Annotated in this window: 9 protein-coding genes; 6 read left to right on the top strand and 3 right to left on the bottom strand. The window is 43.1% G+C overall.

What is annotated here, in order from left to right:
• Positions 1 to 11: 11 nt before the first annotated feature.
• The gene (gene lepA, locus DES35_RS01920) at positions 12 to 1,808 is read right to left on the bottom strand and encodes a translation elongation factor 4 (RefSeq protein WP_037360853.1); all 1,797 of its coding nucleotides are present in this window, start codon (positions 1,806 to 1,808) and stop codon (positions 12 to 14) included.
• A 582-nt stretch (positions 1,809 to 2,390) separates the two neighbouring features.
• Here lepA and DES35_RS01915 point away from each other — a divergent pair.
• The 6 genes from DES35_RS01915 (at position 2,391) to DES35_RS01890 (ending at position 12,089) form a co-directional block, all read left to right on the top strand.
• Positions 2,391 to 4,718, top strand: a complete 2,328-nt coding sequence (locus DES35_RS01915) for a gliding motility-associated C-terminal domain-containing protein (RefSeq protein ID WP_037360851.1) — start codon at positions 2,391 to 2,393, stop codon at positions 4,716 to 4,718.
• Positions 4,719 to 4,872: 154 nt separating this feature from the next.
• The gene (gene uvrC, locus DES35_RS01910) at positions 4,873 to 6,687 is read left to right on the top strand and encodes an excinuclease ABC subunit UvrC (protein ID WP_114365646.1); all 1,815 of its coding nucleotides are present in this window, start codon (positions 4,873 to 4,875) and stop codon (positions 6,685 to 6,687) included.
• On the top strand, positions 6,684 to 8,846 hold the full coding sequence (locus tag DES35_RS01905) for a patatin-like phospholipase family protein (protein ID WP_114365645.1): 2,163 nt from the start codon (positions 6,684 to 6,686) through the stop codon (positions 8,844 to 8,846). Before uvrC ends, DES35_RS01905 begins: the two co-directional genes overlap by 4 nt.
• Before the next feature lie 459 nt (positions 8,847 to 9,305).
• Complete coding sequence (locus DES35_RS01900) at positions 9,306 to 9,860, top strand: DUF1599 domain-containing protein (protein WP_037360913.1); 555 nt, start codon at positions 9,306 to 9,308, stop codon at positions 9,858 to 9,860.
• On the top strand, positions 9,857 to 11,002 hold the full coding sequence (locus tag DES35_RS01895) for a BT_3928 family protein (RefSeq protein WP_114365644.1): 1,146 nt from the start codon (positions 9,857 to 9,859) through the stop codon (positions 11,000 to 11,002). Before DES35_RS01900 ends, DES35_RS01895 begins: the two co-directional genes overlap by 4 nt.
• A 7-nt stretch (positions 11,003 to 11,009) precedes the next feature.
• Positions 11,010 to 12,089, top strand: a complete 1,080-nt coding sequence (locus DES35_RS01890) for an ABC transporter permease (protein WP_037360832.1) — start codon at positions 11,010 to 11,012, stop codon at positions 12,087 to 12,089.
• On the opposite strand, the gene DES35_RS01885 is transcribed toward DES35_RS01890, so the two are convergent.
• Positions 12,080 to 13,093: a hypothetical protein gene (locus DES35_RS01885; RefSeq protein ID WP_037360829.1), complete on the bottom strand. Its 1,014-nt coding sequence runs from the start codon at positions 13,091 to 13,093 to the stop codon at positions 12,080 to 12,082. The genes DES35_RS01890 and DES35_RS01885 overlap by 10 nt on opposite strands.
• Positions 13,090 to 14,640 (bottom strand): 2-succinyl-5-enolpyruvyl-6-hydroxy-3-cyclohexene-1-carboxylic-acid synthase, encoded by a 1,551-nt coding sequence (gene menD, locus DES35_RS01880; protein WP_037360826.1) that lies wholly within the window; start codon positions 14,638 to 14,640, stop codon positions 13,090 to 13,092. Before menD ends, DES35_RS01885 begins: the two co-directional genes overlap by 4 nt.
• Positions 14,641 to 14,648 lie beyond the last annotated feature (8 nt).

Below are 14,648 nucleotides of genomic sequence, written 5' to 3'. Positions count from 1 at the left end.
CGGGGCTTCTTTTAATCATTGAGCTTGAGTACCGCCAGGAAGGCTTTCTGTGGAATTTCCACACTTCCGATTTGCTTCATTCGCTTTTTGCCCTCCTTTTGTTTTTCGAGAAGCTTCCGTTTTCTGGTGATATCACCGCCGTAGCACTTAGCCGTTACATCTTTTCGGAGAGCACTGATGGTTTCTCTGGCGATTATTTTGGAACCAATAGCAGCCTGGATAGCAATCACAAACTGCTGACGAGGTATAAGTTCCTTCAGCTTTTCGCACATCTTTCGGCCAATTTCATACGCATTGGAGCGGTGCACCAGAGCCGACAGAGCATCTACCGGATCCCCGTTGATCAGTATATCCACCTTCACCAGATCACTCTCCCGGTAGCCGATCGGATAGTAATCAAAGGATGCATACCCCCTTGAAATGGATTTTAACCGGTCGTAAAAATCAAATACAATCTCAGCCAGCGGCATCTCAAAAGTCAGCTCTACGCGGTCCGAGGTCAGATAAACCTGATTTTTCAATATACCCCGCTTATCAATACACAGCTTCATGATAGAGCCGACATATTCGCTTTTAGAAATAATTTGCGCTTTGATGTAGGGCTCTTCAATTCGGTCCAGCTTCATAGGATCGGGGAAGTCAGCCGGATTGTTTACTTTCACCGGTTGTTCCGGGTTTTTCTTCATGTAAGCCAGATACGATACATTAGGCACCGTGGTGATGACATCCATGTTAAATTCTCTGTCGAGCCTCTCCTGGACGATTTCCATGTGCAGCATGCCCAAAAATCCGCATCTGAACCCGAAGCCCAGGGCCGCCGACGACTCCGGTTCAAATGTGAGCGAAGCATCGTTAAGCCTCAGTTTTTCCAGTGATGACCTCAGCTCTTCGTATTGATCGACTTCCACCGGATAAACCCCCGCAAATACCATCGGTTTGACCTCTTCAAAACCTTCTATAGGTTTATCGGCCGGCTTATCAGCAGAGGTGATCGTATCACCCACTTTAACCTCTCGGGCATCTTTGATACCTGAAACAATATAACCCACATTACCGGCCGAAATTTCTTCACGTGGGTACTGCTTCAGCTGCAATATGCCGATTTCATCCGCATCATACACTTTGTCAGTCGCCATAAATTTTACTTTTTGGCCCTTTCGAATGGTGCCGTTTACCACTTTGAAATAAGCCTCGATCCCCCTGTAAGGGTTGTACACAGAATCAAAAATTAAAGCCTGCAGCGGAGCATTCGGATCACCTTTTGGAGCCGGAATCTTGGTGATGATTGCTTCCAGGATTTTGTCTACACCAAAACCTGTTTTTCCACTGGCGTGAATGATATCTTCCTTATCGCATCCGATCAGATCGATGATCTGATCACTGACCTCCTCCGGATTGGCCGATGGAAGGTCTATCTTGTTGAGTACCGGAATGATTTCCAGATCATGTTCCAGAGCCAGATACAGATTGCTGATGGTCTGAGCCTGAATCCCCTGCGAAGCATCGACTATCAGCAAAGCCCCTTCGCAGGCAGCTATGGCTCGCGATACTTCGTAGCTGAAGTCCACATGACCCGGTGTATCAATAAGATTTAGGGTGTATTCCTTGCCGTTAAGTGAATAATACATCTGCACAGCATGGCTTTTTATGGTGATGCCCCTTTCCCTTTCCAGGTCCATATTGTCAAGGACCTGGTCCATTTTCTCCCGCTCGCTTATGGCATTGGTAAAATCCAATAGCCTGTCTGCCAGCGTGCTCTTGCCATGGTCGATATGCGCTATAATGCAAAAATTTCTGATGTGCTCCATTCGTCAGCCGTTCACTAAAAATTGAGCAAAAATACTTTCACTTAGTACTAAAAACCCCTTTCACCTAATTGAGTTTACAGACTTATTCCAAATCCTCAATGAATATTGAAATTTCTAGTCACTACAGCACAAATTCAAATGTAAACCTTTCAAGTTGCTGAGAAAAAAGCAAAGTATGCAAATCAAAATAATTACTTTAATCAAACAAATTTTATCTTAAACTCAAAGAACCGGAAATTATTCAAATTAAAAAGTAGTTTGGAGGGACAAAGTTTTCGATACCGTAACCAAAACTCAACAAAAATCTAAGAAAAATCTAATAACGTATGCTTAGGGCTCGGAAAGACAGAGAACCCTTTTTTCTTCGAAGTACACTTGTTTTAAGTACATAAAATAGTATGATTTAAATTGTTTTACATTGTTTTCCAAAGTATGGTTTGATTGTTCTGATTATATCATTGGCAGAGCAAAAATTAAAAAACCCTGCTTTGTTTGATTGATCCAGAGTATTTTAAACTACTTGTTTTGATGAATAAAAATTAATCCCTTAATTTGTCTGATAAAATTTCAAAACCACCAATAATGAATAAAATTCTCTCTTTTTTTATTCTGATCTTTTTGTTTTTTACGGCTGAGGTAAATGCGACACACGTAGCGGGAGCAGAGATCATGTACCGATATATTGGGGATAGCACCAATGTTCCCAGACAATATCTTGTGATTGTGAAATTGTATCGATTGCAGTCGTCTCCAGTAGCTTTGGCAGGAAGTGTAAGTTTATGTGTACGCTCCAGCTGTTTCTCCACCATGAATGTCACATTGCCCAAAATATCGCCCGCCACACTTGGTTACACCCCTATTACAAGCGGACCCGGTAGTGGAGGTTTTCTCACACCCGGACAGGATGAATGTGTATCTACTGCTCCAGGTGCTGGCTTTCAGGCGATTGAAACACACTGGTATCAGGGCGTAGTAACTCTTCCACAAAATTGTTCGGACGTTCGTTTTTCCCATTCTGTGGTATGTTGTAGAAATCCAAACCAAAATCTAGTTGGAGCAGGCAGCGCAACTCTCTATGTAGAAGCTTTGCTCAACAGCAACATTGGCAACAACACCTCTCCTCAATTTGTCACCTTTGCAGCAAAATCCTTTTGTACCGGAAAATATTTTGTTTGGTCTCAGGCTACAATCGAACCAGACGGAGACTCTGTCAGATACCGCTGGGCAAATCCTCAGGAGGGACCAAACTGCGGGCCGGGGGCCAACATGGCGTGGCAGCCGGGATATTCCGTTAATCAGCCATTTCCAATAGCTCCGGGTACCCAGATCATCATCGAAAACAACGGAAGTTTCAAATTTACCACTGGCACTACCACAGGGTTATTTGTCCTGAAGGTAGAAGTAGAAGAATATCGCTGGGATACAATTTTTCAGGTATGGGTACTGGTTGGAACTTCGCAAAGGGACATGCAGGTAAACTTTACCAACAACTGCAAACCCGAAGTACAAAACGGACCAAAAATCAATACCAACCTTCCGGGATTTACCAACGTAACCGAGCCGGCCGGTGGCTATGTACACGGATTTATGAGCAATTATGGTTATCCCCTCAACAACGACTCAATTCAGGATCCAACATCGCCTACCGGTTGGAGCAAGATCATCCCGATCGTACCTTACAATTGCTATGACAGCCTTGTAGAACTCGAATTTGATGTAAATATCCAATGTGAATCCATTACCGATGAAGGATCTGAATTTAGAATCGTAGGCCCTGACTCTATCTTAAGACCTGTAATTGGGGTGATAAAAAATTGTAATGTTGCACTGGAAACAAAGAAAATTCAGCTCAGACTTCACAAACCCTTTACGGTCAATGGAGATTATGTTCTTTACATCAAGAATGGAAATGACGGGAATACACTCCTGAATTCCTGTGGTTTCCCATTACCAGAATTCTATGCCATCATCATCCGGGTAACCAACTGCCCGAATCCCCTTTATGATCTCAAAAATGTTACCATTGAGAAAAACATGCATCCTTTTCTGGAGTGGGAAATTGATTCTCCCACAGTTAACATTCCCCTTATAGATGGTTGGAACATCTACCGAAGCGACGACAGCGGACAGACCTTCAATTTTATTGCCTTCCAAAACGTTCCTACCGATTTCTTTTTCAGAGATATTTCATTGAACACACCGGAAGTCAATTCAGGAATCTACCACTATCAGATTCAATTGGTTATGTCCCAACCTTTTTACATCACGAGATCTATCCGAAGCATCCTGCTCGATACACTGTATCAGACCGACTCAGTTATGGGACTGGTATGGAATCACTACGATGGTTGGCCAAACCCCAGATATACAGTTGAAATAGGAATAGAAGATAGTGTGACTCAGGAAATTGTTTGGGAAAAAATAGAAGCTGTGGGCAATCCGACGTTCGATACAGTATTTGAAGTCAAAAAACCTTGCGACGGTACTTCAAATCAAGACTACTGGCTGCGAGTAGTAGCCGATGACACCTCAGGTATTAATGCCAAATACCTCAGCATATCAAACTATGAAAAATTTACGTGCACCGAAAATCCTCCTCCACCCCCCCCCCCACCTGCTATTCCTATCGAAATACCCAATGTATTTACACCCAATGGAGACGGACAAAACGATGAATTCGTCATCAAAAACATCGAATTACACAGAAATGCCCGCCTTCGAATCTTTAACCGCTGGGGCGATATTGTATATGAAAGCGACAACTATGAAACCGCAACTCCATGGAACGGTAACCACCGAAACACCGGACAACCTGTGGCTGATGGAGTGTATTTTTACACACTACAATATTTGAACACCATCACCAATGAAGTGGAAATCCGAAACGGATCTGTATCCATATTCAGATAGGAAACTGCCAAAATCAGCTTCCGAAAAGCTCCCCATCGGGAGCTTTTCTTTTTCATTATAACCATACTTTTATCTGCCATAATCAGGAAAACATCCGGATATCCTGAAGCGTCTTTCGTTGTGACAAACCAATAAAGTTTTTGACTATTGAAATATGGAACTTTCTGAGCACCTTTCCAACATTCTCAAATCCCTGCCCGAAAAACCCGGCGTCTATCAACATCTGGACAAAGATGGAAATATCCTCTATATTGGAAAAGCCAAAAACCTCAAAAAAAGAGTCTCTTCCTACTTCCAAAAAGAACACTTAAGCGGAAGATTGACAATGCTTGTTAGAAAAGTATCTGATATACAAGTCATTGTTACAGATACAGAATTCGACGCTCTGCTTTTGGAAAACAACCTGATTAAAAAATATCAACCTCGCTACAACATCAACCTGAAAGACGACAAAACCTATCCCTGGATTTGCATCACAAATGAAGAATTTCCCCGAATTTTCCCTACAAGAAAAAAACTAAACGACGGATCAGCCTACTATGGTCCTTATGCATCTGTCAAAGTAATGCGGACAGTGCTCGAACTCATCAGAACCCTCTACCCTGTACGCACCTGCAAAATGCCCATGACAGAGCAAGCAGTAAAAGCCGGTAAATACAAAGTGTGCCTGGAATATCATATGGGCAATTGCAAAGGCCCTTGTGAAGGATATCAGACCAAAGAAGACTACCAAAAAGAAATAGAAGGTGCCAGACACCTGATCAAAGGCCACTTAAATATCGTAAAGCAAATCCTGACCGAACAAATGAATGCTCTTGCAGCAGAATTGAACTTTGAAGAAGCCCAGAAAACTAAAGAAAAAATTGATGCATTGCTTAGATATCAATCCAAATCCAGTGTAGTAGACTTCAACATCAAAGAGGCCGATGTGTTTGGGCTGGTCTCAGATGCTGAGTTTGCGTATGTCAACTATCTGAAAATCGTAGATGGGGGTATAGTTAACAGCCTCTCCACCGAGTTTAAAAAGAAAATAGAAGAAACCGAAGCTGAAATATTGGAGCTCGCGATACCACACTTTCGAAACGTGTTTGATTCAAAAGCCAACGAAATATACACCTCTCATCCTGTAGAAATCGACATTCCTGGCGTAAAAATTATAACTCCAGCCAGAGGTGACAAACGCGACCTCGTCGAACTCAGCATCAAAAATGCCGCATATCACAGAATCGAACGACTTAAAAACCTTCAGCTTACCGACCCGGACAAGCACATCAATCGCCTGATGCAGCAAATGAAATCCGATTTAAACCTGGAAGTAGAGCCCAGACACATAGAATGTTTTGACAACTCTAACATCCAGGGGACAAATCCCGTAAGTGCTTGTGTAGTATTCAGAGACGGAAAACCCAGTAAAAAGGAATACCGACACTTTAATGTAAAGACCGTGGAAGGACCTGATGACTTTGCAACCATGAAAGAGATCGTGTACAGAAGATATAAACGAATGCTTGACGAAGGGCAACCTTTGCCACAACTCATTGTAATCGACGGCGGAAAAGGTCAGCTCAATGCAGCCATTGAAAGTCTGCGTGAACTGGGGATTGAAAACAAAGTAAAAATTCTCGGTATCGCCAAAAGACTTGAAGAACTGTATTTTCCAAACGACCCCTTGCCATTAATGCTCAGTAAAAAATCCGATACTCTGAAACTCTTACAGCACCTTCGGGATGAAGCGCACAGATTCGGACTTTCACATCATAGAAAAAAGAGAACCCAGGCTGCTCTTAAAACCGAAATCACCGAAATACCCGGCATTGGCCATCAGACAGCTGCTCTTTTGATGAAAAATTTTGGTAGTTTGAAAAAAATCAAAGATGCAAACATGGAAAATTTAATCCAGGTGGTCGGTAAAGCAAAAGCTGAAAAGATTTTTTCATACTTTCATGGCGAAAAAGCAGAGCCCAATTGAAAAGTGCTAAGCGCATCGTTCAGTTTTTTGCATTAGGTATACTCTGCACCACCGCCTATGCACAAGACAAAGTGATTGGATTGGCCTTGAGCGGAGGAGGAGCACGCGCCATGGCGCATGTAGGTGTTCTGCAAATTCTGGATTCGGCAGGCTTGCAGGTGCATTACATCGCCGGTACCAGTATGGGAGCTGTAATCGGCGCCTTCTACGCCATGGGTTATTCAGGCCACCAAATCGAAGCCCTGATGAAAAAAGTAGATTGGCAAGCCATCAGCGACAACAAAGTAGCAAGAAACAAACTATCGTTTTTCGACAAAAGAAACTCTGACCGGTATCTCTTTAGTCTTCCCATTACAGAAAAAGGAATTACCATCCCTCCAGGGATCAATTACGGGCATTACATTTTTCAGACTTTGGCCAGACTGACCCTTAGCTTTCCGGGATATCAGGATTTCAGAAAACTACCAATACCATTTGTTTGTACAGGCACTGATATCGAAAACGGTCTGCTCGTTGAGTTCGAAGAAGGTGTTTTCAGTGATATCCTGCGAGCTACTACAGCCTTTCCGAGCGTATTCTCCCCCTATGAAATCGACGGCAGACTCTATGTAGATGGAGGCGTAATGGACAACTTGCCCATAGCCCTGCTGAAAAAACGCAATCTCCAATTTATCATCGCATCAGATGTACAAAACCCCGCGTATTCCAAAGAAGAGCTCACTTCCATCAGTAAAATTCTCGAACAGGCTGCCACATTTGCCAATATTAAAGCATACCAGGACAATATTTGCGAAGTCGACCTCCTGATTCAACCAAAGATTGAAGAGGCCGGTCTGTTGACCTTTGACCTGATGGACCGACTTATTCAGGAAGGCCGAAAGCACGCACTTCAGTATTGGGATATCCTTGTAGCTCTTGCGAAAAAATATCCGCGGACTATACCCTATCAATCCCAGCTACCTGCATCCGAAATCTTTGTTAAAACGATTAAAATATCGGGTACCAGCGATTTCGATACCGAATACATTGAATCTGCGCTCGGAATGAAAAAGAAAACCAAAATATCCTTCGCTCAAATCAATAAATTTGTAGACCAACTCTATGGTCAGAAAAATCACGAAATCATCAAGTATGACCTGTACCCAGCTACGGATACCTCTTATGCATTAAATTTTCTTTTCAGACCTTTTAAATACAATCAATATCTGCGTATTGGCCTCCATTTCGACACTGATTTTGGAAGTGCTTTTTTGTTCTCATATTACCGAAAAAATATGATATTCCGAAATTCTTTTTTCAATCTGGATTTAATCCTAGGTGACAACCCAAGAGGAGAGCTTATTTATGTAGTGGATAGAGGGATCATACCCACCTTGGGAATACGCGGCAGATTTAATACTTTTTCAACAAGCATTTTTCAAAACGAAACACCGGTAAATTTTGTTAGTTACCGAGATTTTAGTGCAGATGTTTTTGTTCAATCTATTCCTGCAAAATCCATTTCAATCAGCGGAGGAATTCAGACAGAATTTTTTAATATCGTACCCAATTTGCCTATTGACCCGCTCATAAGAGACAATCTGCTTTATCTGAACTATTTCGGAAATATTTACTTTGACAATCTCAATCAATTCTTTAAGCCACAACGCGGCTCCCTATTCGATGTGAGCGTCCGGGTACTCTCACGTACAGAGAGATTTCGCCTCTACATCAAACCCACAACCGTAGTTTCAGGAATTTACAAACAGGCCTTTGGATATGGAAGAGTAGGCTTAAATACAACCTTTCAATCTTTATTGTCGTTTGGAACTACGCAGTTTTTTCCATACAAAGTTTTTATGGGAAGCCTGGGACAGAATTACATTCAGCATATCGTACCTTTTGCAGGATATAAATATATGGAATTAAGCGGTAGGCAATCAGCCATTTTCAGAGCAGATTTTTTCGTTAAAACTACTCCCAATCAATTTATTACTTTTACATATAATATTGGAAAAATTGGGGAAGAGGTCGTAGACCTTATCGACAATCCGATCCTGGATGGTTTTGCGCTTTCGTATGGATTTAATTCTATCATCGGACCGATTGAGTTGTCTCTGATGGGAAACAGTAAGTCGTCCAGAGTACTGGGGTATCTGGCTGTTGGATATTGGTTTTAATGTATTCCATTGAAGAGCAAAATATATAAAATTAATTTCAGCCTTTATCGCTGTTTTGCCTGTGCCTTTCAGATGTTTTTATAATTTTTACAAATAAAAAATTGTCTGTTTGCACTCGTTCTTTAAGCTTTCAGTCAGCAGCTGTTGTTAAATTGTACTTTAGTTGAGTTTTTGCATACATTCACTGTATGATATTTGGTGCTTTGTCGGTTTATTTTCTTTGGATAGGGTATTTTATTAACCCTTTTTTATCTTGTAATCCGTTTCTCATTTTTATCTAATGGCATTCGACTAAGCAAAAATTGATACTTAAATTGTATTCAAAAAAATTTTTTAAAAAACGCATAAAAGGAAATGATGCAAATTTTCAACTGACCGTAAAATTTCTTTTATTGGCTGATTATACTTTTGTTTGTACCACGTAACAGATCAAAAAAGACAACTACAACAGAAAAAATGATTCAGACCACCAAAAAACAAGCAGAACAGGTGATCGAAAGCTGTTTTCAGCTGTTTTCAGCTAAATTACAAGATTATGGCACTGCCTGGAGGATACTGCGAATGCCATCGCTAACCGACCAAATTTTTATAAAAGCTCAACGAATCCGCACAATCGAAGAAAAAGGCTTTCAAAAAGTGGGAGACAGTGTGGAAAGCGAATTCATCGGTATCATCAACTATGCCATTATGGCTCTGATTCAATTGGAGCTCGGTGTAGCCGACCAACCAGACCTTTCTCCTGAGGAAGCAAAACACTGGTACCGAGCCAAAGCCCAGTCCATCCTGGAGCTGATGGATAAGAAAAATCACGACTATGGTGAAGCATGGAGAGAGATGCGAATCAGTAGCTACACGGATTTGATTTTACAAAAACTAATGCGAATCAAACAAATAGAAGACAATTGCGGAAAAACCCTCGTTTCAGAAGGCATGGAAGCCAACTACATGGACATTGTCAACTATTCTATATTTGCTTTGATTCGGTTGTCAGAAGTCAAATCAACCTTCGCATGAAACCTTTAGTCACCACAGCAAGGATTTTGGTAGGAGCGCTGTTTATTTTTTCCGGTTTGGTAAAGCTCAATGACCCTATGGGCTTTGGCTTTAAACTGGAAGACTACTTTGCAGCAGATGTTTTGAATTTACCCTTCCTGACTCCTTATGCCCTAGGACTGGCAATTTTTATAGTCACTATAGAAATTGTACTTGGGGTCATGCTCCTTATTGGTTTAAAAGTGCGGTTTACGCTTTACGCGTTGTTGGCCATGATCGTATTTTTTACTTTTCTGACATTTTACTCAGCATACTACAACAAAGTGACCGACTGCGGGTGCTTCGGCGATGCCATACCGCTTACGCCCTGGCAATCCTTTACAAAGGATGTCATTCTTCTGGTATTAATTGTTTTTCTGATTGTATACCGACACCTGATTCAGCCAATTGCCAGCAGTGCGGTGTTGATCAGTATTACTGCTGCATCTGCCCTGATCAGCCTGTTTACGGCTCGCCATGTGCTTCGGCATCTCCCATTTATTGATTTCCGGCCCTATGCCGTGGGAAAAAGCATCGTTGAGGGAATGAAAACAGCAGAAGAGTTAGGGCTGGAGTCGCCTAAATACCTGACGATCTACACGCTGCGGCACTCTGATGGCAAAATTGTGGAAGTAAACAGCGACGATTACATAGCAGAGCGCTGGTGGGAAAAGGAAGATTGGGAAATCGTGACGGATAAAACCCGCTCAGTGAAAGTAAAAGACGGATATGAGCCTCCTATTCACGACTTTAAACTGATGCTCGGCGATATGGATATAACCGACGAAGTCTTGTCGGCAGATAAAGTATTGCTGGTGGTGATGTACGACATCCACAAATCGGATTTCAGAAACTTTACGCGCATCAATCAACTGGCCGAATATGCGGAGAGCAAAGGTGCCAAAGTCTTTGGTCTGACAGGCAGCTCATCGACCGATTTCGAGCCAATACGGCATGAGGTACAAGCAGCTTTTCCCTGGGCAACCTGCGATATGACCACGCTGAAAACCATGGTGCGCTCAAACCCCGGCTTGATGGTCTTGGAGCGAGGCACGGTAAAAGCTATGTTCAGCCATTGGGATACTCCTTCGCCACAGAAAGCTGAGAATATGGGACTGTTCTGATTGTTCTATGTGGCGCCTTGCTTTCCGGAAATTCGGGTACATCATTACCATTCTCTGGGGTGTGGCCTCCCTGGTATTTGTACTGTTTTTTATAATACCGGCAGACCCTGCCCGAATGATGACAGACCAGAGGGAAGACGAACAACAGCTGCGCGCCATACGGCAACAATACGGGTTTGACCTGCCCGTCTGGAAGCAGTATTTGCTCTATCTTAACGATTTATCGGTAGTAAGCGCATATTCAGATGTTGCCACTATACCGCTGCTAAATGCTGAAAAACGAAACATCCCTCATAAAAAAATCCTGCGCCTGAAGGCAGTTTACCTTTGTATAAAATGGCCTTATCTACGTGAAAGCTTTCAATACCAAGGTGTAAAAGTTTCGACCTTGCTGGGTTGGCGGTTTCAAAATACGCTGATCCTAGCCTTTACGTCCTTCGCCTTTTCGATGCTGACAGGAGTATTAATGGGTTTGGTAGCCGGTGCTTTTCACCGCACGTGGATCGATAGCTCAATCACCTTAATAAGTGTATCCGGTATGGCTCTGCCCTCCTTCGTAAGCGCTATACTGGCTTCCTGGATTTTTGCCTTTGTACTCCATGACCTTACAGGTCTTAACATTACCGGTAATCTATGGGAATGGGATGACCTGGGCGAATCGAGACAACTGGTGCTGAAAAATCTGCTTCTCCCGGCTTTAACCCTAGGCGTGAGACCATTAAGTGTCATTACCCAAATGATGCGAAGCTCTTATTTGGAACAGTCGTCCATGCCGTATGTACTCACGGCCCTCAGCAAAGGACTCTCTTCCAGAAAAATTATAGTTCGCCACATCCTGCCCAATGCGCTGAATCCTGTCGTATCGGTAGCATCTTCCTGGATGGCATCCATGCTCGCTGGTAGCGTATTTGTCGAATATATTTTTGGCTGGAATGGCATTGGCAAACTCGTGGTTGAATCGGCTACCACACTCGACCTGCCCGTATTAATGGGCTGCGTTTTGACCTTTTCGCTGGTTTTTGTCGTTGTAAATCTGTTAACCGATATGATTTACAAAGCTTTAGACCCTACAGTGACCTACAAATGAGTGGGTTTCTTCTTTCGCAACCACAAAAAACTACCCACTATCGAAGGAAAAGCTACATTGGTCACCCATACCATTGTCACCGATGTAAGAACAATCCAGTCGTTTAGCCCAAGATGTCTTAGCATGAGAATCCCTGCTGCTCCTTTTACTATCGGATCAAATGCAAGTATTGTAGGCAAATAAGACGCCAGGGAATAGTAAAAACAAACATTGGCCATCAGTTCCAAGAGACCAATGTCCTGCTCGCTCACTTTCAATAACAGCGTCAACTGTACTACATAGATCAAAAACTTAATGGACGACACCAGTGTCCACTTTGTTTTTTGAATCAAGCTAAAGCGGATTCGCAAAAACAACTGAAAGTAATTCTTACCTTGAATGGAAAAAGAACTGATCAGGGGTAGCAAGTCTTCAAGAAACACATAGAATAAAGCATACACACTGACAAAAAGTGCCAGCAACCCGATTTGCCATGTGGTTAAATAGGGCAATCGATCAGTAGTGTACAGCCAGATCACTGCTGCCAGTCCTATCAGATTTCTGGCCACGGTCTTCACCGTACGGAAGTGAAACGCTAGCAGAAAACCTTTAATTTTGGATGTTGGAGCATTAAACTGCCGCATCTTTCCGCCGTATTCCCCAAGGTTGTTGGGGGTGATAAAACCCAGAGACATTGAAATCAGGTGATGCCTGGCGTAGTGCGATAGTCTCAACCTGTTCTTTCTTTTACCCCCTGAGATAATGGCCCACAGGTAGACATCCAGGAAAAAATTTATTCCCGCCAACAGAAGAAAAAAGAATAATATTTTACCCAAATCAGGATACTTGTACAGAAAATCAGGCCTGAAATCGAATGCGTTGAGTCGGCTATGCAGCACATATATGCAAGCGCCAATCACCAAAAATTTTATCCAAAGCACCAGCCTGCTCTTCCTGAGAGCCGTATAAGCCTTAATCAAGGCGGGATGTAAGTGAATATGAGTGCCGTTTTTAAATGCTATCATAGCATGATCTCTACAAGTCCGCCTTGATGTTTTGAAATGGTGTGCGCATCGAGCTTCTCTTCGATCCGAGCATATTTCAACCCGAAATGCCTGGCGATGTGTTCGCAGTTAAACGGGTGCGGAGTCGATTGCAATTCGAAGATTTCCGGAAAATCCTTGGGACCTTCGATCATCTCAAATATGCTCCCGCGATGGTCATTGAAGACAAATATGGTAAGATTTTCAGGATATGGCACTTGCCACAATGCATTTACATCGTAAAAAAATGACAGATCTCCTATCAGACACCATACCGGAAGTTCAGTTGCCAATGCCATCCCCACAGCTGCCGATAGGGTGCCATCAATGCCGGCTGTACCTCTGTTGCCGTAAAGATTTCGGTGAAATCTCTTGGGAACATTCAAAAATTTTCTGACCACTGCACTATTGCCAAGTGCCAAAAGCACCTGCTGCTCGAAAGCGGCCATCGCCAACGGCAAATAATAGTTTGCAATTTCCCTTTCTTGGGTTCTGAACTGAACATCTTCTGCTGACTGGTCGTATTGTAGCCAAAGTTGCACAAATTCAATTCCTACCTCTGCAGGTTGAGCTGTAAGCCAGAGTAAATAGTCCTCCGCCTCCGCATGGATCAGTCGCACGCCTTTTCCAAAAGTATCGGGTGGATAAAGTGTTTTTTCTACATGGAGGTGTTTTAATTTGTCAATACGTTTAAGGTATTGCTTAAGCGGTTTATGGGTAATTTCTCCTCCCACCGTTATTACCAGGTCCGGCTGTGGAAGTTCATGTACTGCTAACTGGTTGAAATGACCAACACAATATTCCGGTGGCAGATTGCTCAAACCGCCACTTACCACAAGAAAACCCTTTTCCACAAGCTTTCTGAGCAAATCTGCAGGGAGCTTTCCGGGCTTGCTCTGCCCGATTACTACCATCGGTTTGAGAGAGCCGTTCAGCTCATCTGTTTCGAAAGTATGACCACTATTCCGTTTTGGCATCCTTTTGTCCGCTGGCCATGGATATTTCACTCTCCACTGGTAGAGAGGCTCATCCAAATGCAGGTTGATGTGCACCGGTCTGGAAGCCACTGAAAGTGTACTGGATAATGCATCAAGAAGCTGAAGAATGTTTTCCGTATTCGTCTCCGGATCAAGGCCAAAATACGCATCGACATGTCTGCCGAAAAGATGCTCCTGAAAAATGGTCTGGCCGTCGCGGGCAGTCACCAGGCGTGCAGGTCTGTCGGCAGTAATAACAATCAGCGGGACCGCCCTGTGAAAGGCCTCACAAACAGCCGGCAGATAATTGGCCGCTGCTGTGCCCGACGTACAAATGAGCACTACCGGCCGACCGGAAACATCGGAAATGCCAATGGCTTTGTAGGCAGCCGAGCGTTCGTCCACCACACTGTAAACCCGAAATTCCGGAAAATTTCTCTTCAGAGCTATCATCAGAGGGGCATTTCGCGAACCCGGACTGACCACTGCATCACGCACCCCTGCATCCAGACATATGGACAATACCGCATTTACAATCTCAAATTGATCCATTGACCCTA

This window comes from Schleiferia thermophila (assembly GCF_003337435.1).
Lineage (GTDB): Bacteria > Bacteroidota > Bacteroidia > Flavobacteriales > Schleiferiaceae > Schleiferia > Schleiferia thermophila.
Note: the sequence above shows the minus strand (reverse complement) of the source record. Positions and strands in the feature narration are given on the sequence as shown.

Bases quoted from the DNA above. Each gene is read 5' to 3' on its own strand.
- lepA (WP_037360853.1), bottom strand. From the start codon at position 1,808: ATGGAGCACATCAGAAATTTTTGCATTATAGCGCATATCGACCATGGC.
- menD (WP_037360826.1), bottom strand. From the start codon at position 14,640: ATGGATCAATTTGAGATTGTAAATGCGGTATTGTCCATATGTCTGGAT.
- uvrC (WP_114365646.1), top strand. From the start codon at position 4,873: ATGGAACTTTCTGAGCACCTTTCCAACATTCTCAAATCCCTGCCCGAA.
- DES35_RS01885 (WP_037360829.1), bottom strand. From the start codon at position 13,093: ATGATAGCATTTAAAAACGGCACTCATATTCACTTACATCCCGCCTTG.
- DES35_RS01890 (WP_037360832.1), top strand. From the start codon at position 11,010: ATGTGGCGCCTTGCTTTCCGGAAATTCGGGTACATCATTACCATTCTC.
- DES35_RS01895 (WP_114365644.1), top strand. From the start codon at position 9,857: ATGAAACCTTTAGTCACCACAGCAAGGATTTTGGTAGGAGCGCTGTTT.
- DES35_RS01915 (WP_037360851.1), top strand. From the start codon at position 2,391: ATGAATAAAATTCTCTCTTTTTTTATTCTGATCTTTTTGTTTTTTACG.